A 20,713-nucleotide genomic window follows, 5' to 3' on the forward strand; every position below is an offset into this window, starting at 1 on the left:
TCTTAAGCCTTGAAATTGCCACCGCCTTGGGCTTCAACGCAAGGCATGTTTGAGGGGACATTGCGTCTTTTCCCGATCTGGCTCGCTGCCGCACTGTTGATGGTGCCGGTTTCGCTTGCCGTCGCGCAGGATGTGGACGGCCTCGGCGATCTGAAGCTTCCCGGAATTTCGAGCTATGCACCTCCGAAAAGCGAGACATCGCTGGCATTGGGGAGCGGCGGGGCGATCACGCTGTCGGCGCAATTGACCGACAAGGGCGCCGACATCACACGCGGCATCGTCTGGCGCGTCTTCAAGCCTGAGCCCACCGGAGACGGCAAGCTGCCGATGGTCGCCTCCGCCCATGGCGGCAGCGCGGTGTTCCAGCTCCAGCCCGGCAGCTATCTGGTTCATGCCTCCTACGGCCGGGCTGGCGCCACCAAGCGCATCACCGTCGGCAAGGACGCCAAGCGCGAAAGCCTCGTGCTCGATGCCGGCGGACTCAAGCTCGATGCCGTGCTGTCGGGCGGGGTGCGCATACCGCCGAAGAAACTGCGCTTTTCGATCTATGAGGGCCAGGCCGAAGCCAATCACGATCGCGCCCTGATCATACCCGACGTCGAGCCGAACAGCGTCGTGCGGCTGAACGCGGGCGTCTACCACGTCGTCTCGACCTATGGCTCGGTGAATGCGGTCATCCGCTCCGACATCCGCGTCGAGGCCGGCAAGCTGACCGAAGCGGCCGTCGAGCATCGTGCGGCGGAGATGACCATGAAGCTGGTACGCGAGCCGGGTGGAGAGGCGATTGCCGACACCTCCTGGTCGTTGCTCAACGAATCCGGCGATCCGATCAAGGAAACCGTCGGCGCCTTTGCTTCGATGGTGCTTGCCGAGGGCGACTACACCATCATCGCCAAGAACCGCGACCGCATCTACCAGAAGGATTTTACGGTCGTGGCCGGGCAGAACCAGGAAATCGAGGTTCTCGCCACGGAAGCCTCGGCGATCGATCCCCAAGAAGGCGCAGACTGAACGGCCCGGACACTGCCGTCCAAGTTTAGGGTCCGCCGCATGGTTTGCCGATCAGGCCGCCTTGCGCATGCGTCGCGGCAGGAACTGGCCGCGGCCGCGCGATTCGGTGGGCGCCAGATCGAAAACGCCACGATGGAGGCGGTCGAGCAAAGCCTTGCGGTCGCGCAGCGGCTCCAGTTCGTCCCATCCCAGCACGTCGCCGACGCGCACGTCGATTGACTTGCCGGACAGCCGCGCGAATTCGTGGATGAGCAGCGAAGTACGTAGCGTCAGCGAAGCCTTGCCGACGAACTTCGCCACGCGCCCGTCCCGCTCGGCCATGTTCATCGGACCGCTGACCAGATGGAACAGCCGGCCGTTCTGACCGGAAAAATGCATCGGAATGACCGAGGCCTTGGCATCCTGGACAAGACGGGCCGGAAACATTTTCCATGGCAGATCGCGCGCCCGGCCAAAACCTTTCGGCGCGGTGGCGACGCCGCCCGCGGGGAAGACGACGATGATGACGCCCTCCTTCAGCAACCGCACCGCCTCATGGCGCACCGCCATGTTGTTCTTCAGCGCGTCCTTGGTCTCGGAAAAGTCGATCGGCAGCGAATAGGGCTCCATCTCGCGGATCTTGAGCAGATCCTTGTGGATCATGACACGGAACGGGCGCTGAAGCTGCTCGGCCAGCGAGAGCACCGCAATGCCATCGCCGATGCCGAACGGATGATTGGCGACGATCACCAACGGCGTGCCGGGCAGGTTTGCCGGCGGCCATTGGCCGGCGGTCCGCACCCGGACGTCGATCAGTTCCAGCATGCGGCTGAACACGCGCTCGTCGGTCGGCACCACATGGCGGCGCCAAAAATCATAGAGCGCCGCGAAACGATCGCGGCCGGACAGGCCTTCGATGGAATGGATGAACCAGCGCGTCAATGCCGGCTGATGCGGACTGGCATAGGAAAGCTCGGGAAACGGTCTTTCGCGCATCTTCAGCTTGAGCATGAGTGCTCGTTACAAGGCTGGCGTGACAAGCATGTGAAATGGCGGGCATGTGAAAATGGCGGGGGATCGCCCAACCGCCATGAAGCCATCATTGCCACGACGACTGATCGCGCGGCAACCGACCATCTGGATCATGCACATCTACCTTGTCGTCGGCCGTCAGATTGGCGCTGAATATGACGAGATTGGTGCCTCCCGCATGCTGAAGCGAAGGAAAAAGCAGGCCGCGGCAACCGGCCGTGATCAGTATGTCGGAGAGTTTCCACGATGGCGGCGTCCTCTTGTCGATACGCGCGATAAGACGCCATTTACAATCCCATTCCGCCCATTCGGGACCCCAGATGAGGGGATCATACCCCGTCGACAAATCTACAACCTGATCCAACGTGACCTTGTAGGCCGCTAGTGTCGCTGGCGGAGTAATTGAAGCTCCCTGGCGATATTCATCGAGAGCCGTCTGCGGCGCGCGCGAGAGATAAAGCGCTTCGATCCCGGGTCGATTGAACCTACCTCCGTCAATCGCCGCACCGGCGCCGCTTACCGGAACATATGCCCATCTCGGCGTCAGGTAGCGATGGAAGACCTCGTCCGGCCCAATGCGGACGAGATTCATCCGCGCGCGCCGTTTTCCAAGTCGCGGAGATAGCTCAACACTGCTTCAAAATGCCCTTCGGCCACCAATTCGGCTGCGGTCTTGTGATCGTATTCGGCGATCGGCTCGTTTCGATACCAGTAAATTGCTTTGCTAATATCTCCGGTGAGCGTCGCCGCGGCCGTGATCGCCTTGATCATTTCGCGCATCCGGCTTTGCAGTCGCTCAGAGGCCGGATTGCGAAGCGTGTTTCGGTGAACACCCGTCAGATCGGCCAGGTTCGTCACCTGGACACCAAGCGCTTTTGAAAAGCGTTTTGGTGAAATGTAAGGTGTGCGAGGTTCCTGAAGGCTCTCCACGAAGCCCGACACCATGGCGGCCTGCGTATTCTGAGCGATTGTCATCGGTCTTCTCCGGCGCTTGTGATGACACTTGTCTGCACAATATGTGCACATCTCTTTGCATATCAAGTGCCGATTGCCTCGGTCAGCGCTCAGATCAAAGAAAGTAGCCATCAACGGCGACGGAATTCTCGCCTTCTCGAAATGCCAAATACGAAGCGTCTGCTACGTCAACCCTGTCGGCGTGAGCTTCGCCAGCTCACTACCGACAGGGATGCGCCATTAGAGCCAGGTCTAGGCCGCCCGTTTGCGCTTGCGGTCGGGCGTCACCGCCTCTTCGGCAAGCATTGCCACCGCCTGCCCAAGGCCAAGCGATTCCTGGTCGCGCGAGCCGAGCCGGCGGATGTTGACCGTCTCCTCCTCCGCCTCGCGCTTGCCGCAGACGAGGATAACCGGAACCTTGGCCAGGCTGTGCTCGCGGACCTTGTAGTTGATCTTCTCGTTGCGAAGATCGGCTTCCGCCAACAGTCCGGCCGCCTTCAGCTGCGCGACGACCTTTTGCGCGTAATCATCGGCATCTGAGGTGATCGTCGCCACCACCACCTGCAGCGGCGCGAACCACAGCGGGAAATGACCCGAATAATTCTCGATCAGGATGCCGAGGAAGCGCTCCATCGAGCCGCAGATGGCGCGATGCACCATCACCGGCTGCTTCTTTTCCGAATCCGACCCGATGTAGAAGGCGCCGAACCGTTCCGGCAGGTTGAAATCAACCTGCGTGGTGCCGCATTGCCAGTCGCGGCCGATGGCGTCCTTCAGCACATATTCGAACTTCGGCCCGTAGAACGTGCCCTCGCCCGGATTGACGCCCGTCTTGATCCGGTTGCCCGACCGCGCCGCGATCTTGTCGAGCACGTCCTGCAGCACGCCCTCGGCATGATCCCACATCGCGTCGGTGCCGACCCGTTTTTCGGGGCGGGTCGCCAGCTTGACGGTGATTTCGTCGAAGCCGAAATCGGCATAGGTCGACAGGATCAGGTCGTTGATCTTGATGCACTCGTCGGCGAGCTGTTCCTCGGTGCAGAAGATGTGGGCATCGTCTTGGGTAAAGCCGCGCACGCGCATCAGCCCGTGCAGCGCGCCGGACGGCTCATAGCGATGCACGTTGCCGAATTCCGCAAGTTTTACCGGCAGATCGCGGTAGGACTTCAGCCCATGCTTGAAGATTTGGACGTGGCCGGGGCAGTTCATCGGCTTCAGCGCAAACACCCGGTCGTCGTCGGTGTCGTCGCCGGCAACCGTCACCTTGAACATATTGTCCCGGTACCAGCCCCAGTGGCCCGACGTCTCCCACAGGCTCTTGTCGAGAACCTGCGGCGCGTTGACCTCCTGATAGCCCTGCTCGTCGAGGCGGCGGCGCATGTAGTTGACCAGGTTCTGGAACATCCTCCAGCCCTTGGCGTGCCAGAAGACGACGCCCGGCCCCTCTTCCTGGAAATGGAACAGGTCCATCTCGCGGCCGAGCTTCCGGTGATCGCGCTTTTCGGCTTCCTCCAGCATGGTCTGATAGGCGTCGAGCTGCGCCTGATCGGCCCAGGCCGTGCCGTAGATGCGCGTTAGCATCGGGTTGTTGCTATCGCCGCGCCAGTACGCGCCGGCCACCTTCATCAGCTTGAAGGCGTTGCCGATCTGGCCGGTCGAGGCCATATGCGGGCCGCGGCAAAGGTCGAACCAGTCGCCCTGCGCATAGATCTTGAGATCCTGATCTTCGGGGACGGCGTCGATCAGCTCGAGCTTGTAGCGCTCGCCCTTGTCGGCAAAGATTTTCTTCGCCTTCTCGCGCGACCACACCTCTTTGGTGAACGACTTGTTGCGCGCGATGATCTCGCGCATCTTCTTCTCGATCACCGGGAAATCGTCGGGCGTGAACGGCTCGTTGCGGGCAAAGTCGTAGTAGAACCCGTTCTCGATCACCGGACCGATGGTCACCTGCGTACCCGGCCACAATTCCTGCACGGCCTCGGCCAGCACGTGTGCTGCGTCGTGGCGGATAAGCTCCAGCGCGCGCGGGTCTTCGCGGGTGATGATCTCGATCTTGCCGGACTTGCCGAGCGGGTCGGAAAGATCGCGCACGACGCCATCGATCGCGTAGGCAACGGCCTTCTTGGCCAGCGACTTCGAGATCGATTCCGCCAGGCCGGCGCCGGTCATCGCGGCTTCATAGTCGCGGACGGAGCCATCGGGAAATGTCAGGGAAACGGAATTCAGCATAGAGTTCTCCTATCCAGTCCCGCAAACGAGCGCGGGTGGTGAAATGCATGTCGCCCAAAAGTGCGTAGCGGTTTTGGGGCGACCACATGCATAAAAGTAAAAGCCGGATGCGTCCGGCGGCAGTCTTTTATGGGCAGATTCCCGCGTCGTAAAGGCGGGTGGTGGATCACTTAGTCTTGTTTGATGAGATTCGGCAGCTCTTTCAGGAACATCGCACGCGTCTGAGGGCCCTTGGGCGTGTCCGATCGTTTCGTGTCGACCACAAGGCGGGCAAAGACGATCTTGCGGCCATCCTTTTGCGCCCAGCCGACAAACCAGCCAAGCGAGCGGTCATCCCTCACCTTGTCGGCGTCGTTGCGAAGCCTTGTGCTCCCGGTCTTGCCCTGCACCGTCCAGCCACCTGCCTGGAAGGTCGGCAAGATCGCCTTGGTCATCGCGAAGGCCTTGTCCGAAACCGGCAGGTTGCGGTCAAGCAGCCGACGCAGGAAATTCACCTGTTCGACCGGCGAAATCTTGAGGGAAGAATTCACCCAGGACCGGGTGAGGCTATCATTCTTGCCGGCGTTGCCAGAAACATCCGTGTTGCCGTAGTCGAATTTCGACACGTAGCCGGCAAAGCGCTCGCTGCCGAGCCGGCGGGTGATTTCCCGCGAAAACCACAGCACCGAGTCCTTCTCCCAGATCGTCGGGTCGACGGTTTTCTGGTCCCGCTTCACCGCATTGAACTCCGGCTTGTAGTCCCATGCCGGCGTGTGCTCGTCGATTAGGATTCCCGCATCATAGCCGATCAGCGACAATGGGACCTTGAAAGTCGAGGCGGGACTGAAGCGCTGGTCGCAAACCCCTTGCCGATACAGCGTTTCGCCGCTTGCAGCATCCAGGATCAGCGTGCATTCAACGTCGTTCTGCGGCTCGGATTGAGCGCGGATCGGAAAGCCCAAAAACCAGGCCAGAAGATAGAGAACCAAGGCGAAGACGAATGGACGGCGGTCTATCTGGCGCATTTGGCAATCTCTCCTGAGGCAGGTCAGGAGCGGCTTAGCGAGGCGTCTTGTCTCGATTTTGTCTTAAATGCGCAAGATGCGGTCAAGCTTAGCAAATCGTAAAGATCTGCCCGATTGCCCACGCCCCTACCGCCATCAGTCTTCCGGGTCACGCTTTTTTCCGATCCGCCAATACCGCCAGGGCGTGAACCAGACATAACGGTCTTCCAGCACTTCCGGCACCCGGTCGATACCATGCGTGCCGAACGGTCCGCAGCGCAGCACCCTGAAAAGCCCCATCCAGCCACCCGCCCACAGGCCGTGGCGGGCGATCGCTTCATGCGCGTATTCGGAGCAGGTTGGCAGGTGCCGGCACGAATTGCCGACAAAACCGGACAGCGTCAGTTGGTAAAAGCGCACGAGCGATGTGCCCAGCAGGCGGCCGGGCGTCTTGCGCCACGGGCCGGACCAGTTGCGCCCGCGCTGGAGCGACCTGGCGACATGCGCATGCCCATGTTGGTCGCGCACCGCATTCTCCGCATCGCGTTTCCTTGCACGATAGATGTGGACTTCGACCAGAGAACGCAATCCCCTTCTGATCACCGCCCTGTTGTCCGCCTCAGGCGCTTGGACGGCGGGCGGGATACCGATCGGCCAAGATATGCAGCGAGCAGCCGCGCTCTCTTCGCAGCGTCCGGCATATGGCGGCCTCGCGCCACGCGCTTGAAATGTCGCGACCCGGATGACATCGCCAAAAATGCTCAGAAACTGGATCATGGCCGCATCTCCTTTGAGTGTCGATTTGACCCCTGCTGGCCTTCGTCCTCAAACGAGTATAGTTTTCACTTCGGATAACTTGAGATTATGCAAATGAAGCGCGGCCGCCTTCCCCTGACTGCGTTGAGGAGTTTCGAAGCGGCAGGCAGGCACCTGAGCTTCAGCCGGGCGGCCGACGAGCTCTTTGTCTCCCAAGCGGCGATCAGCCGTCAGATCCGCGAACTCGAGCTGTTCCTGCGCCAGCCCTTGTTCGTGCGCCACCATCGCCGCGTCGAGCTTACCGACACCGGCCGGCGCTTGCTCGATCAACTCGTCAGAAGTTTCGACGCAATCGATGGGCTGCTTTCGGAAATGATGGCGACGCCGGCCCAATCCGTGGTCTGCGTCAGCGTCGAGCCTTCGCTTGCCGCATCCTGGCTTGTGCCGCGGCTCAATCGATTTCGCGAGCTGCGGCCGGATATCGACATTTCCCTCGACGTCGACCCGCGCCTGATCGAGTTCCGCAGCGATCAGGCCGAACTCGCTCTGCGCTTCAGCGCCCACAGCACGTCATGGCCGCGCAGCGAGGCGGAATGCCTTGCTTCGGTCATCTATTCGCCTGTGCTGTCGCCGGCTCTTTCCGCGGCCGGTCCGGCACTGGAAAGCCCGGCCGACCTGCGGCGCTACACCTTGCTGCATGAAGAAAATCGGCAGAGCTGGGCTCGCTGGTTCGAGGCAGCAGGCGTAGCCGCGGATGAGATGCCGGAGCGTGGCCCGTTGCTGGCGGACGCGTCGCTGTCGAAGCAGGCCGCCGTGCTGGGGCACGGCGTGGCGCTGGCTGACCTTCTGCTGGCCAAGGAGGAACTGGCGACCGGTGCGTTGATCAAGCCATTCGGCACCGACATAGTTTGCGGCGCCTATTGGCTGGTTGCCAGGAGCCTACGCAACCTATCCGAACCGGCTGCGGCGTTCGCCGAATGGGTCCGGGTCGAATTTGCCGAAAGCAAGCGTTCTCTGGAAGGTATTTAGGCTGCCTGTTCGGCGCGCTTTTTCTCGATCTGGCCGATCGCGTCGACCACGGCATCGAAGGTAAGCATGGTCGAGGCATGGCGGGCCTTATAGTCGCGCACCGGTTCGAGATATCTCAGGTCGGCGAAGCGGCCTTCCGGCGGCGCGCCGTTTTCCTTCAGCATCTTCAGCATCGTCTCGCGAACGCTGCGCAATTCATCCGCGCTGGCGCCGACGACATGCTGCGCCATGATCGAGGACGACGCCTGGCCAAGCGCGCAGGCTTTGACGTCATGGGCGAAATCGGTGACAACGCCGTCATCCATCTTCAGATCGACGGTCACGGTCGAGCCGCACAGCTTGGAATGCGCGCGCGCGGTTGCGTCGGGATGGTCGAGCCGGCCGATCCGCGCGATATTCCCGGCAAATCCCAGAATTTTCGCATTGTAGACATCGTCGATCATATTTTTCCAATCCGTCGCCGCCGAGCGAACAGCGATTGCCGCTGACGGTCTTCCTTTCGCTCGACACGATCATATATAATGGTGGTATTCGGGCATCGACAAGGTAATCCAAGGCCTTCGTTTTTGCCCAAACATGTTCACGCCGCTTACGGGCTGGAAACTGGGCACGTTTCTAACACCCGAAAGGTCGTGGTCCGTTCAACTCGTTCCTCCTGAGAGAGGAACTACGGGAGACGCCTTTATGGATGCCGTCATCAAGAAATTCATGCCCCCCTCCGCCTATCTGGAAAAGCCGGTCACCGACCGGCCGAGCGAAGCCGAAGCCGAGGCCGCGGTTCGCACGCTGTTGCGCTGGGCCGGCGACAATCCGGACCGGGAGGGCCTCGTCGACACGCCAAAGCGTGTGGTGAAGGCCTATCGCGAAATGTTCGGCGGCTACGACAAGTGCCCGGCCGAGGAACTCGGCCGCACCTTCGAGGAAGTCGCCGGCTATGACGACCTTGTCCTCGTCAAGGATATAACGTTCCATTCGCATTGCGAGCACCACATGGTGCCGATCATCGGCAAGGCGCATGTCGGCTATTTGCCGGACGGCAAGGTTGTCGGCCTGTCCAAGATCGCGCGCGTCGTCGATATCTTCGCCCAGCGCCTGCAGACCCAGGAAGCAATGACCGCACAGATTGCCGGCGTCATCCAGGATGTGCTCAATCCGCGCGGCGTCGCCGTCATGCTCGAAGCCGAGCATATGTGCATGGCCATGCGCGGCATCCGCAAGGAGGGCTCCACTACGCTGACCTCGACCTTCACCGGTGTCTTCAAGGACACGCCCGAGGAACAGGTCCGTTTCGTCACCATGGTGCGTGGCGGCAGGGGCTGAAGACCCCCGCGGTCGCTAGCCATGATCCCGAAAAGTGGGAACCGGTTCTCGGACAGGATCATGGCCAAACAACAAGACAGAGCCTCGCCCATTCCGATCCTATCGGAATGGGCGAGGCTCTGAACAAGGACCGGCGATGTCGGCAGTGGAATTTCCGAAAGCTCCATCAGACAAGAAGGCACTGGAAGAAAGCACGGTCTTTTCGCCGCGCTTCGATGCCAGCGGCCTCGTCACCGTCGTCGTTACGGATGCCGAAGACGGAATGCTGCTGATGGTCGCCCATATGAACACCGAAGCGCTGGCGCTGACGCTGGAAACCGGCATCGCTCATTACTGGTCGCGCTCGCGCAGCGCTCTGTGGAAGAAGGGCGAAACGTCCGGGAACGTCCAGACCGTCGTCGAGATGCTCACGGATTGTGACCAGGATGCCATATGGTTGCGCGTCAAAGTGATGGGCCACGACGCAACCTGCCACACCGGCCGGCGTTCTTGCTTCTATCGGACGGTGGGACTGATCGACGGCAAGGGGACGCTTGCCAGCGACGGCAGCAAGCCGCTGTTCGACGCGGAAGAAATGTATCGAAAGCCCCGTGAACCATCCAAATGAACCATTCGCCGGCCTGCAACCACGTATATTCATGATTTCGATACTGCCAGCCTCTATGTTGGCAGTCGGACAAGGGAGATTGTGATGCTCGAATGGGCGTCATCGCGCAACCGACTGGACGTTCGAGAGGCCAATGGCCTGTCATCGTCCGCCGGCGCATCCGAAACGAACCCCGCCAAGAAAACAGGCATTTCGCTGGCATTGGGCGGCGGCTGCGCGCGCGGCTGGGCTCATATCGGCGTGCTGCGCGCGCTTGACGAAGCCGGCATCGAAGTGTCGATGATCGCCGGAACCTCGATCGGCGCGCTGGTCGGCGGCTGCTATCTTGCCGGCAAGCTGGATGAGCTGGAAGAATTCGCCAGAAGCCTGACCAAGCGGCGCATTTTTGGTCTTCTCGATCTCAATCTGCGCGGCAGCGGCCTGTTCGGCGGCATGAAGCTCGACGCACGGCTGCGCGAGCATATGGCCGGCATCCGGTTCGAGGATCTGCCCAAGCCTTTCGTCTGCGTCACCTCGGAGATCCGCACCGGCCATGAAATCTGGCTGTCGGGCGGCTCGCTGATCACCGCCATGCGCGCCTCCTATGCACTGCCCGGTGTGTTCGAACCGGTCACTTGCAACGGCCGCGTGCTGGTCGACGGCGCGCTGGTCAATCCGGTTCCGGTCTCGGTATGCCGCGCCTACGAGCAGCCGCTCGTGGTCGCGGTGAACCTTCACTACGATCTGTTCGGCCGCGCCGCCGTCATCAAGCACAGCGCCGGCGAACTGGTCGTCGAAAAGGATGCGCCAAGGCCCGGCCTGTTCGACGCAGCGCACCAGTACCAAACACGGCTCGGCATCACCGGCGTCATGGTCGAGGCCTTCAACATCATCCAGGACCGTATTTCGCGTGCGCGACTTGCCGGCGACCCGCCCGATATGTCGCTGCAGCCTAAGCTCAGCCATATCGGCCTGACCGAATTCCACCGCGCCGACGAGGCGATCCGCATCGGCTATCAGGTTACGATGGCACAGATCAGCGAGCTGGCCCGGCTGCAGACGGTTTTGGCCTAAACCGCGATCCCAAACTGAAGGCGAATCTCAGGCGCGTGCGGCATCGACGATGCGGAACTGCACCGTGCGGTTGCCGTTCCAGTGATTGCCCGACAGCGAACCGGCGACATGCACCGGCTTGCCCCTGTTCTTGAACAAGAATTCGCCGAGCGCCGTATCGACGGCGCGAAAGGCGATCGCCTGGATGCGGCCGCCGCTTTCCGACTGCAACTCGGCGCGGATGTGATTGGTGCCGACCGGCCTTGCATCGGCAAGGCGATGGCGCGGCAGCGCGAAGACCGGTGCGACATGCCCGGCGCCGAACGGGCCGGCTTTCTCCAGTGCATCGAGCAGGCCGAGCGTCGCGCCCTCGGCGGCCAGCGCACCGTCGATCGCCAGGCTTTCCTCGCCTTGCAGCCGGAACACGTCGGCCGCCGCTCGTTCCTCGAAGAAGGCCCTGAGCGCGCCAAGTTTCGCCCGCTCCACCGTGATGCCGGCCGCCATGCCATGGCCGCCGCCTTTGACGATCAGCCCGGCAATGGCCGCCTCGCGCACTAGCCGGCCAAGGTCGAAGCCCGACACCGAACGGCCTGAACCCGTGCCGACGCCGTTGGCGTTGAAGGCGATGGCGAAAGCGGGCCGGCGCGCATAGTCCTTGAGCCGCGAGGCCAGCAGGCCGACGATGCCCGGATGCCAATTGGAGCTGGCGGTGACGACGATGGCCGGCCCATTGCCGCCGGCAAGCTCGGCATCGGCCTCCACGCGTGCCGCGGCCAGCATTTCCAGCTCCATCTGCTGCCGTTCCTGATTGAGCCGGTCCAGCGTCTCCGCAATGGTGCGGGCCTCGACGGGATCGTCGGTGGCGAGCAGGCGGCTGCCGAGCGCTGCATCGCCGATGCGCCCGCCGGCATTGATGCGCGGGCCGATCAGATAGGCCAGATGGAAGGTGCTGACCGGCTCGCCGATGCGCGAGACCCGCGCCAGCGCCGCCAGTCCTTCGTTCCTTTGCTGGCGTGCCATCTGCAGCCCTTTGACCACGAAAGCGCGGTTGACGCCGGTCAGCGGCACCACGTCGCAAACGGTCGCCAGCGCCACGAGGTCGAGCAAGCCAAGCAGGTCCGGCGGTGCGGCATCCGGCAGCCGGTCGCGCAGGATCTTCGCCGTCTGCACCAGAGCCAGGAAGACGACGCCGGCGGCACAAAGATGGCCCTGCCCCGAAAGGTCGTCCTCGCGATTGGGATTGACAACCGCTACCGCCGCCGGCAACGGGCCGCCTAGCTGGTGATGGTCGAGCACCACGACATCGGCGCCGGCAGCCTTCGCCGCGTCGATGGAAACGGCGCTATTGGTGCCGCAATCGACGGTAACGATCAGCGTCGCGCCGCGCGAGACGAGTTCGCGCATGGCCTCCGGATTGGGGCCGTACCCCTCGAAGATGCGGTCCGGTATGTAGATCTCCGATGGCACCGAGAAATGTGTGAGAAACCGCTTGAGCAGCGCCGAGGAGGCCGCGCCATCGACATCGTAATCGCCGAAGATCGCCACTCTTTCCCTGGCAACGATTGCCGCGGCGATCCGGGCGGCGGCCTTGTCCATGTCGGTCAGCGACGCCGGGTTCGGCAAAAGGTCGCGGATGGTCGGATCAAGGAACCGCTCGGTCTGCTCGGCGGTCACGCCGCGTCCGGCAAGGACGCGCGCGACGATGTCCGGCACGCCATAGCCCTGCGCTATGGCAAGCGCGGTCATGTCCTGCCGCTCGGTCAGCCGGTGTTCCCAGGAAACACCAGTGGCCGACTGCCTTACATCGAGGAAGATACGGTTTTCGCCCGTCATGCGACGCGCCGTCTGCGGATTGTCATTTCTCACAATATGCGACGGCTAGCCGAGTCGGGAATCAAAACTTTTCCAGATCCTGGTGCCTTGCTTTGATCTCGCGCACGGTTCGTGACGACGAGCGCAGCACGATCGTATGCGTGGTGATGGAATTGCGGCCGAACTTGACGCCGGCCAGCATGTTGCCGTCGGTCACGCCGGTTGCGGCGAACAGCACATCGCCGCGCGCCATGTCTTGTGTGCGATAAACCCGCTTCGGGTCGGAAATGCCCATCTTGGCTGCGCGCTCCACCTTTTGCGGCGTGTCGAGGATCAGCCTTCCCAGAATCTGGCCGCCGGTGCAGCGCAACGCTGCCGCTGCCAGAACGCCCTCCGGCGCGCCGCCGGTGCCGAGATAGATGTCGATGCCGGTTTCATCCGGATCGGTGGTATGGATGACGCCGGCGACGTCACCATCGCCGATCAGCCGGATCGCAGCGCCCGTGGCGCGCACCGCTTCGATCAGCGCGCCATGGCGCGGCCGGTCGAGGATGCAGGCGGTGATCTCCGACACCGCCACGCCCTTGGCCCTGGCCAGGCTCGCGATGTTTTCGGCCGGCGAGGCATCGATGTCGATGACACCGTCCGCATATCCCGGGCCAACGGCGATCTTGTCCATATAGACGTCGGGCGCGAACAGGAGGCTGCCCTTTTCCGCAATGGCAATGACGGCCAGCGCATTGGGCAGGTTCTTGGCGCAGATCGTCGTGCCTTCGAGCGGATCGAGGGCGATATCGACCGCCGGGCCTTTGCCGGAGCCGACCTCTTCGCCGATGTAGAGCATCGGGGCCTCGTCGCGCTCGCCCTCGCCGATCACCACCGTGCCGTTGATGGCGAGACGGTTGAGTTCCTCGCGCATCGCGTCGACTGCGGCCTGGTCGGCGGCCTTTTCGTCGCCGCGTCCGCGCAGCCTGGCCGCCGCAACCGCGGCGCGTTCGGTGACACGCACCAGTTCCATGGTGAGTATCCGGTCAAGGCCGGCGACGATGTTCTGGGCAACATTCATCGGTGGACAATCCTCGTTGGTACATTGCCTCCCGCCAGAGGCGCGCTGGTTGTGTCAAAGCTCCATGACAACAGCAAGACCTGAGCGGGTCTTTTTTGAAAACACAACGATATCAATCGATTGAAAGGAAAGCGTAAATCTCTACTCTGCCCGCTCGATGCGAATGACTTGAGGCTTGTCGGTCAGATGGTCGTCCTTGGTTATGCCTTCGACGGCCTTGCGCACCGCAGCTTCTGTCGTCTCGTGGGTGACGAGGATGACCGTCTTCTGCAAGGCGGTATCCGGTCCAGCGGCGTGCTGCACGATCGATTCCAGCGAAATGTCGTTGTCGGCCATCCGCTTGGCGATGGCGGCAAAGACGCCGATGCGGTCATGCACCGTCAGCCGGATGAAATAGCCGCCTGCGTGGCTGCGCATCTGCGCCTTCTTGTAAGGTCTCAATTCCTTCGCGGGCAGGCCGAAAACCGGACCGTGCTGGAAACCGGGCCGGCTCTTGGCGATGTCGGCGATGTCGCCAACCACTGCCGATGCGGTGGCGTTGCCGCCGGCACCGGGACCGGAGAGCAAAAGCTCGCCAAGGATGTCGGTTTCGATGGCCACCGCATTGGTGACGCCGTGCACCTGCGCGATGACCGAGGCTGTCGGCACCATGGTCGGGTGCACGCGCTGTTCGATACCGCTTTCCGTGCGCTGGGCGACGCCGAGCAGTTTTATCCGGTAGCCGAGATCGCCTGCCGCGCGGATGTCGGCCTGGCTGATGTTGGAAATGCCTTCCATGTAGATGTCGTTGGCGGCAATCCTCGTGCCGAAGGCAAGGCTGGTCAGGATCGACAGCTTGTGCGCGGTGTCGTGGCCCTCGATGTCGAAGGTCGGGTCGGCCTCGGCATAGCCCAGCCGCTGCGCGTCCTTCAGGCAGGCGTCGAACGACAGGCCCTCGGCTTCCATGCGGGTCAGGATATAGTTGCAGGTGCCGTTGAGGATGCCGAAGACACGGGTTACCGAATTGCCGGCCATCGCCTCGCGCATCGTCTTGATGACTGGAATGCCGCCCGCCACCGCCGCCTCGTAATTGAGCAGCACGCCCTTCTTCTCAGCGATCTCGGCCAGCGCCACGCCATGCTTGGCGAGCAGCGCCTTATTGGCGGTGACGACGTGGCGGCCGGCTTCAAGCGCCGCTTTCACGGAAGAGCGCGACGGCCCCTCGTCGCCGCCGATCAGCTCGACGAAGACATCGATGTCGGCGGTCTGCGCCATTCCTACCGGATCGTCGAACCACTTGGCCGCGCCAAGATCGACGCCGCGGTCGCGTTTGCGATCGCGGGCCGAAACGGCTGCCACAACGACCTCGCGGCCGCATTGCCGCGTCAGTTCCGCCGCCTTGTCGCGCAGCACACGCGCCACCGACGCGCCGACGGTGCCGAGACCGGCAATTCCAACACGCAACGCTTCAGCCATGTCCGGCGACGCCCCTCAAGGATTTGGTCGATGTGATATCGGGCAACTCAACGATGCGCGGCGAGCGGCACCACATTGTTGGGCTGCTTGGCGCTGGACGCCAGGAAACGCTTGATGTTGCGCGCCGCCTGCCGGATCCGGTGCTCGTTCTCGACCAGCGCGATGCGCACATGGTCGTCGCCGTGCTCGCCGAAGCCGACGCCAGGCGCCACCGCCACGTCGGCGTGCTCGATCAGAAGCTTGGAGAACTCGAGCGAGCCGAGATGCTTGAACGGCTCCGGTATCGGCGCCCAGGCAAACATCGACGCCGCCGGCGCGGGAACAGTCCAGCCGGCGCGGCTGAAGGCGTCGACCATGACGTCGCGGCGCTTGTGGTAGATATCACGCACTTCGGCGATATCGGCGCCGTCGCCGTTGAGCGCGTGCGCGGCCGCCACCTGGATCGGCGTGAAGGCGCCATAGTCGAGGTAGGACTTGACCCTGGTCAGCGCCGAGATCAGCCGCTCGTTGCCCACGGCAAAACCCATGCGCCAGCCCGGCATGGAAAAGGTCTTCGACATCGAGGTGAACTCGACCGCCACGTCGATCGCACCCGGCACCTGCAGCACCGAGGGCGGCGGATTGCCGTCGAAATAGATTTCCGAATAGGCAAGGTCCGACAGGATGATGATGTCGTTCTTCTTGGCGAAGGCCACCACGTCCTTGTAGAAATCGAGCGAGGCGACCTGCGCCGTCGGGTTCGACGGGTAATTGAGGATCAACGCCAGCGGCTTCGGGATCGAATGGCGGATGCCGCGCTCCAGCGCCGGAATGAAGCCATCGTCCGGCTCCACTTGCAACGAGCGGATGACGCCGCCCGACATGATGAAACCGAAAGCGTGGATCGGATAGGTCGGATTAGGGCACAGGATCACGTCGCCGGGCGCGGTGATCGCCTGCGCCATATTGGCAAAACCTTCCTTCGAGCCCAGCGTCGCCACCACTTGCGTGTCCGGGTCGAGTTTCACGCCGAAACGGCGGGCATAGTAACTGGCCTGGGCGCGGCGCAGGCCGGGAATGCCGCGCGACGACGAATAACGATGCGTGCGCGGATCGCGCACGACCTCGCACAATTTGTCGACGATGGCCTTGGGCGTCGGCAGGTCCGGATTGCCCATGCCAAGGTCGATGATGTCGGCGCCGCGCGAGCGGGCACTGGCCTTCAGCCGGTTGACCTGCTCGAAGACATAGGGCGGAAGCCGGCGGACCTTGTGAAATTCTTCCATATCAATTCCAGAGGTGGGTCAATTCCAGAGGTGGTTTTCGGTCGCGCGATATAACCCTATTTGCAGGTAGGGTCGAGGGCGGGATCGCATTTGGCTTCGATCTGCTTCAGTGCATCGGCGCCGTGCTGCTTTGCCAGCGCGTTCAGCGTCGCCGGGTTCGTCACCCTGACAGCGCCGCCTTTCGAGCCTTGGGTCTGCTCGTCGGCCTTCAACTGGGCGAGCTTGGCGTTCTTTTCCGCGTCGGTGAACTGCTCCGCCGCCACCTTCGGCGGAATATTCAGGTTCGGATAGGTGCCGGTATCCTTCGGCCCGTCGGTAGCCGAGACCGGCGTGGCGCCTTCGATGTTGGTGCTCGAACAGCCGGCGATCGCCAGCAAAACGACCGCCGCGCCCATGCGGCAAAAACGACCAGTGCCAGAAAAACCGGTTTCGCCAATATTAATCGTCATATTGTTTCCTTAGGCAGCCGAGGTAGAGCGCATTGGACCCTGTCGGATGTCCCATGATAATATGTCAAGAAAACGCTTCGGGAGGAACCCCGCCAACCATGTCCAAAACACCCGATTCGGGCAAAGCGGAAGATGACCGGCCTTCGACCGTCGAGCAATATCTGGTGAAGGACCCGGAACGCTTCGCCTTGAACATGGCGCGCATGATCGAGCAGGCCGGCAAGGCGGCTTCCGCATGGGCCGAGCCGCGGGAAAAAGGCGAGGTGCGCGACCATGTCGCCGAGCCGTTCGTCGACATGGTGAAAACCTTCTCCAAGCTCAGCGAATACTGGCTTTCCGACCCGCAGCGCGCGCTGGAGGCGCAGACGCGGCTGTTCTCCGGCTATATGACCGTCTGGGCCAACTCCATCCAGCGCATCAGCGCCGGCAGCGAAGATGCCGACGACGCGGTCAAGCCCGAGCGCGGCGACAAGCGTTTCCAGGACCCCGAATGGGGCCGCAACGCTTTCTTCGATTTTCTCAAGCAGGCTTATCTCGTCACCTCGCGCTGGGCGTCCGAGCTGGTCGAGCACGCCGATGGCCTGGACGAGCACACCCGCCACAAGGCCAGCTTCTACGTCAAGCAGGTGGCCAACGCCATCTCGCCGTCGAATTTCATCCTGACCAACCCGGAACTGTTTCGCGAGACAATCGCCTCGAATGGCGAAAACCTAGTGCGCGGCATGAGGATGCTGGCCGAGGACATTGCAGCCGGCAAGGGCGACCTGAAACTGAGGCAGGCCGATTATTCGCCCTTCGAGATCGGCAAGAACCTGGCCACGACACCCGGCAAGGTGGTGGGTCGCAGCGATGTCGCCGAGATCCTGCAATACGATCCGGCGACCGAGACCGTGCTCAAGCGGCCGCTGCTGATCTGCCCGCCATGGATCAACAAATTCTACATTCTCGATCTCAACCCGCAAAAATCCTTCATCCGCTGGGCGGTCGAGCAAGGCCACACCGTTTTCGTCATCTCCTGGATCAATCCTGACGAGCGGCACGGCACCAAGAGCTGGGAGGCCTATATCCGAGAAGGCCTGCAATACGGTCTGGACACGATCGAGAAGGCCACCGGTGAGAAGGACGTCAACGCCGTCGGCTATTGCGTCGGCGGCACGCTTATGGCGGCGGCCCTGGCGCTGATGGCGCAGGAAGGCGACCACCGCATCAAATCCGCCACCTTCTTCACCACCCAGGTCGATTTCACCTATGCCGGCGACCTGAAAGTGTTCGTCGACGAGGAGCAGGTCGCGGCCGTCGAAAAGGCGATGAACGAGAAAGGCTATCTCGACGGCACCAAGATGGCGACCGCCTTCAACATGCTGCGCTCAGGCGACCTGATCTGGCCCTATGTCGTCAACAACTACATGCGCGGCAAGGATCCGCTGCCCTTCGACCTGCTCTACTGGAACGCCGATTCGACCCGCATGGGCGCGGCCAACCATTCCTTCTACCTGCGCAATTGCTATCTCGAGAACAGACTTTCGCAAGGCATGATGGAGCTGGCGGGCCGCGTTGTGTCGCTGAAGGACGTCACCATCCCGGTCTACAACCTCGCCTCGAAGGAAGATCACATCGCGCCGGCGCTTTCGGTTTTCCTCGGCTCGAAATATTTCGGCGGAGAGGTCGACTACGTCATGGCCGGCTCTGGCCACATCGCCGGCGTCGTCAATCCGCCGGCGGCGCAGAAGTATCACTACTGGACCGGCGGCAAGCCGGCGGGCGACTTCGACCAGTGGGTCGCCAACGCCACCGACCATCCCGGCTCCTGGTGGCCGCACTGGCAACGCTGGATCGAGGCCAGGGACAACACCCGCGTGCCGGCCCGCAAACCCGGCAAGCGCATGAAAACCCTGGGCGACGCGCCAGGCACCTATGTCAAGGTGCGTGTGTAACCTTCTGTAATGTGTGGTGAGTTGACGCGCCGGTAAAAGAGGACGAAATGGTGTCGTCAACCCTTAACTAGCCCCGATTCCTCTCTAGCCGTCGAAATACTCTGGGGCTTGCGGATTTGACACAGGTCTCGTTTCCGTTCGGGGACAAGGAATTATTTCGGCGAGACGTTGCGACGCCGCGCCAATGCCGTACCGGCCGGACATCGAGGGGGAATTTTGTTTTGAAATCAGCAGGATCGCGCCTCGCGAAGGGAGAACGCCGCGCCATTGCCGCCGCGCTTTTCTCCGTGCTCCTGGCGTCCTGCACCTCGGCCGGCGACCCGTCCCTGTCGGTCGGCATGCCGGGGTACAACGCCTCGGCTACGGACATCAGCACCGCCTCCGGCACGCAACAGGTCGCCGCCGATTCGTCGTCGCAGATCACGACTTCACAGATGACGATGACCGCCGAGGGCGATGCAAGCCTTCCCGAGCAGGTCGCTTATGTGCCGATGGCGAAGCCGGGCACCCAGGAGGGCGCCAAGTCCGATGCCGGCTTCCCAGTCACGGCTCCTGCGGGTGCCGAAGCGACTGCGGGCCAGACGCCGCAGCCACAGGAACAGTCCGCGCAGACGGTTGAGCAGGTCGACGCTGCTACGCAGAAGACACAAACAGCCGATGCCGGCACGGCCGCGCCGAAGTCCAAGGCCGAGGCCTCCGCGCCGGCGATGAACAATCCGGTCTATGTGACCGCTGGAGAGCCGCAGCCGCAGCCGCAGGCCTATGCGCCGAAGAAGAAGGGGTTCCTCGCCTCTTTGTTCAGCGCCACGCCCGCCTCGGCGGCACCTGCTCCGCAGGCCAACAACAGGTCGGGCGAGCAACCGGCGACCGCTCAGCCCAAGGCGGAAGCGGCAAAACCGACCATCACTTTGGCCTCGGCCAAAGCGGCTGTAAAGCCGGCGCAACTGGCTTCGATCGGCGATACCAGCCATTTCACCGACGACGCGCTGCCTGGCGTACGCAAGACCGCACTCTTCGAGATCAAGCGCAAATCCGGCCTCGACGACGAGAGCGACGTCGATTTGAACGAGGATGAAGGCGGCGCCTATCAGGTGGCATCCGCCGCCGGCCTTGCCCGGTTGGCACCCAACGGCCTTTTGAAGCAGACCGAGAATGTCGATGTTGCTTGCCTGAAGCCTTCGCTGGTCCGCGTGCTGAAGACGATCGAGGGTCACTACGGCAAGAAGATGATCGTCACCTCCGGCTACCGCGACCCGGCCCGCAACCGCCGCGCCAACGGCGCCAAGAATTCGCTGCACATGTATTGCGCCGCCGCCGACATCCAGGTTCCAGGCGTCTCGAAAGCGCAACTGGCTAGCTATATCCGCAACATGCCCGGGCGCGGCGGCGTCGGCACCTACTGCCATACCGAATCCGTTCACATCGACGTCGGCCCCGAGCGCGACTGGAACTGGCGCTGCCGCCGCCGGCGGTAAGCTGGTTCTCCCTCCCGTTTGTGTAACATCCGCAGTGTGCCGTCCGAGGACGGCATGGGATGGCGCGTAGAGCCGGCTAAATCGCCGAAAAGGCGTGGTTTTGCGGCCACTGAAAAAAGTTGTCGCAGGCGGCGGCAGACGGGTTGCCGGTTTGGTGCAACGCAACTATAAGCGCTCACATCTGAGCGCGCCCATCGTCTAGCGGTCAGGACACCGCCCTTTCACGGCGGTAACAGGGGTTCGATTCCCCTTGGGCGTACCAGACAAATCAAGCACTTTAAGCCTCTTCGGCCCGATTTCATCGAATATCCACCGAATAAACCCC

At 62.5% G+C, this 20,713-nt stretch carries 19 protein-coding genes and 1 tRNA gene; 8 read left to right on the forward strand and 12 right to left on the reverse strand.

Features of this window, described 5'->3' with window-relative positions:
* Nucleotides 1-45 precede the first annotated feature (45 nt).
* Nucleotides 46-1,011, forward strand: coding sequence for a hypothetical protein (locus RPG13_RS22390; protein ID WP_337126021.1), 966 nt, complete (start codon nucleotides 46-48; stop codon nucleotides 1,009-1,011).
* Between the two features lie 51 nt (nucleotides 1,012-1,062).
* Here the strand turns inward: RPG13_RS22390 and RPG13_RS22395 are convergent, their stop codons facing one another.
* The 6 genes from RPG13_RS22395 to yidD all read right to left on the reverse strand — a co-directional run bounded on the left by RPG13_RS22395 (nucleotide 1,063) and on the right by yidD (nucleotide 6,716).
* Nucleotides 1,063-2,001, reverse strand: a complete 939-nt coding sequence (locus tag RPG13_RS22395) for a lysophospholipid acyltransferase family protein (RefSeq protein ID WP_337126022.1) — start codon at nucleotides 1,999-2,001, stop codon at nucleotides 1,063-1,065.
* Between the two features lie 88 nt (nucleotides 2,002-2,089).
* Nucleotides 2,090-2,614: an RES family NAD+ phosphorylase gene (locus tag RPG13_RS22400; protein WP_337126023.1), complete on the reverse strand. Its 525-nt coding sequence runs from the start codon at nucleotides 2,612-2,614 to the stop codon at nucleotides 2,090-2,092.
* Entirely contained in the window at nucleotides 2,611-2,997 is a 387-nt protein-coding gene (locus tag RPG13_RS22405) for a hypothetical protein (RefSeq protein WP_095485403.1), read from the reverse strand. The genes RPG13_RS22400 and RPG13_RS22405 overlap by 4 nt, the downstream gene beginning before the upstream one ends.
* A gap of 231 nt (nucleotides 2,998-3,228) precedes the next feature.
* Nucleotides 3,229-5,205 carry a threonine--tRNA ligase gene (gene thrS / locus RPG13_RS22410; protein WP_337126024.1) on the reverse strand — a complete coding sequence of 659 codons (1,977 nt, stop codon included), beginning with the start codon at nucleotides 5,203-5,205 and terminating at the stop codon, nucleotides 3,229-3,231.
* A 170-nt stretch (nucleotides 5,206-5,375) separates the two neighbouring features.
* Complete coding sequence (gene blaOXA / locus RPG13_RS22415; protein WP_126106362.1) at nucleotides 5,376-6,209, reverse strand: class D beta-lactamase; 834 nt, start codon at nucleotides 6,207-6,209, stop codon at nucleotides 5,376-5,378.
* Nucleotides 6,210-6,344: 135 nt separating this feature from the next.
* Complete coding sequence (gene yidD / locus RPG13_RS22420; protein WP_337127043.1) at nucleotides 6,345-6,716, reverse strand: membrane protein insertion efficiency factor YidD; 372 nt, start codon at nucleotides 6,714-6,716, stop codon at nucleotides 6,345-6,347.
* Nucleotides 6,717-7,058: 342 nt separating this feature from the next.
* On the opposite strand from yidD, the gene RPG13_RS22425 reads away from it, so the two are divergent.
* Nucleotides 7,059-7,973, forward strand: a complete 915-nt coding sequence (locus RPG13_RS22425) for a LysR substrate-binding domain-containing protein (RefSeq protein ID WP_337126025.1) — start codon at nucleotides 7,059-7,061, stop codon at nucleotides 7,971-7,973.
* On the opposite strand, the gene RPG13_RS22430 is transcribed toward RPG13_RS22425, so the two are convergent.
* A complete protein-coding gene (locus RPG13_RS22430; protein WP_126106359.1) occupies nucleotides 7,970-8,416 on the reverse strand; it encodes an iron-sulfur cluster assembly scaffold protein in 447 nt (148 codons plus the stop codon). The genes RPG13_RS22425 and RPG13_RS22430 overlap by 4 nt on opposite strands.
* Before the next feature lie 241 nt (nucleotides 8,417-8,657).
* On the opposite strand from RPG13_RS22430, the gene folE reads away from it, so the two are divergent.
* The 3 genes from folE to RPG13_RS22445 all read left to right on the forward strand — a co-directional run bounded on the left by folE (nucleotide 8,658) and on the right by RPG13_RS22445 (nucleotide 10,953).
* Nucleotides 8,658-9,293 carry a GTP cyclohydrolase I FolE gene (folE, locus tag RPG13_RS22435; protein WP_126041635.1) on the forward strand — a complete coding sequence of 212 codons (636 nt, stop codon included), beginning with the start codon at nucleotides 8,658-8,660 and terminating at the stop codon, nucleotides 9,291-9,293.
* A gap of 136 nt (nucleotides 9,294-9,429) precedes the next feature.
* Nucleotides 9,430-9,900, forward strand: coding sequence for a phosphoribosyl-AMP cyclohydrolase (gene hisI, locus RPG13_RS22440; protein ID WP_095485409.1), 471 nt, complete (start codon nucleotides 9,430-9,432; stop codon nucleotides 9,898-9,900).
* A gap of 84 nt (nucleotides 9,901-9,984) precedes the next feature.
* The gene (locus RPG13_RS22445; protein ID WP_337126026.1) at nucleotides 9,985-10,953 is read left to right on the forward strand and encodes a patatin family protein; all 969 of its coding nucleotides are present in this window, start codon (nucleotides 9,985-9,987) and stop codon (nucleotides 10,951-10,953) included.
* 27 nt (nucleotides 10,954-10,980) lie between these two features.
* Here RPG13_RS22445 and recJ read toward each other — a convergent pair whose 3' ends face one another.
* The 5 genes from recJ to RPG13_RS22470 form a co-directional block, all read right to left on the reverse strand.
* Nucleotides 10,981-12,765, reverse strand: a complete 1,785-nt coding sequence (gene recJ, locus RPG13_RS22450) for a single-stranded-DNA-specific exonuclease RecJ (protein ID WP_337126027.1) — start codon at nucleotides 12,763-12,765, stop codon at nucleotides 10,981-10,983.
* A 61-nt stretch (nucleotides 12,766-12,826) separates the two neighbouring features.
* On the reverse strand, nucleotides 12,827-13,810 hold the full coding sequence (glpX, locus tag RPG13_RS22455) for a class II fructose-bisphosphatase (protein WP_292505586.1): 984 nt from the start codon (nucleotides 13,808-13,810) through the stop codon (nucleotides 12,827-12,829).
* Nucleotides 13,811-13,951: 141 nt separating this feature from the next.
* Nucleotides 13,952-15,265, reverse strand: a complete 1,314-nt coding sequence (locus RPG13_RS22460) for a homoserine dehydrogenase (protein WP_095485413.1) — start codon at nucleotides 15,263-15,265, stop codon at nucleotides 13,952-13,954.
* Nucleotides 15,266-15,312: 47 nt separating this feature from the next.
* Nucleotides 15,313-16,530 carry an LL-diaminopimelate aminotransferase gene (locus RPG13_RS22465; RefSeq protein WP_095485414.1) on the reverse strand — a complete coding sequence of 406 codons (1,218 nt, stop codon included), beginning with the start codon at nucleotides 16,528-16,530 and terminating at the stop codon, nucleotides 15,313-15,315.
* Between the two features lie 56 nt (nucleotides 16,531-16,586).
* Nucleotides 16,587-16,979 (reverse strand): hypothetical protein, encoded by a 393-nt coding sequence (locus RPG13_RS22470; RefSeq protein ID WP_126106355.1) that lies wholly within the window; start codon nucleotides 16,977-16,979, stop codon nucleotides 16,587-16,589.
* A 98-nt stretch (nucleotides 16,980-17,077) separates the two neighbouring features.
* On the opposite strand from RPG13_RS22470, the gene phaC reads away from it, so the two are divergent.
* The 3 genes from phaC (at nucleotide 17,078) to RPG13_RS22485 (ending at nucleotide 20,650) form a co-directional block, all read left to right on the forward strand.
* Nucleotides 17,078-18,913 carry a class I poly(R)-hydroxyalkanoic acid synthase gene (phaC, locus tag RPG13_RS22475; RefSeq protein WP_127204891.1) on the forward strand — a complete coding sequence of 612 codons (1,836 nt, stop codon included), beginning with the start codon at nucleotides 17,078-17,080 and terminating at the stop codon, nucleotides 18,911-18,913.
* Nucleotides 18,914-19,251: 338 nt separating this feature from the next.
* Nucleotides 19,252-20,388, forward strand: a complete 1,137-nt coding sequence (locus RPG13_RS22480) for a YcbK family protein (protein ID WP_292223670.1) — start codon at nucleotides 19,252-19,254, stop codon at nucleotides 20,386-20,388.
* Nucleotides 20,389-20,575: 187 nt separating this feature from the next.
* A tRNA-Glu gene (locus RPG13_RS22485) sits at nucleotides 20,576-20,650 on the forward strand.
* The last annotated feature ends 63 nt before the right edge of the window (nucleotides 20,651-20,713 follow it).

It is taken from the genome of Mesorhizobium sp. ISC15 (assembly GCF_037162615.1).
Taxonomy (GTDB): Bacteria; Pseudomonadota; Alphaproteobacteria; order Rhizobiales; family Rhizobiaceae; genus Mesorhizobium; species Mesorhizobium mediterraneum.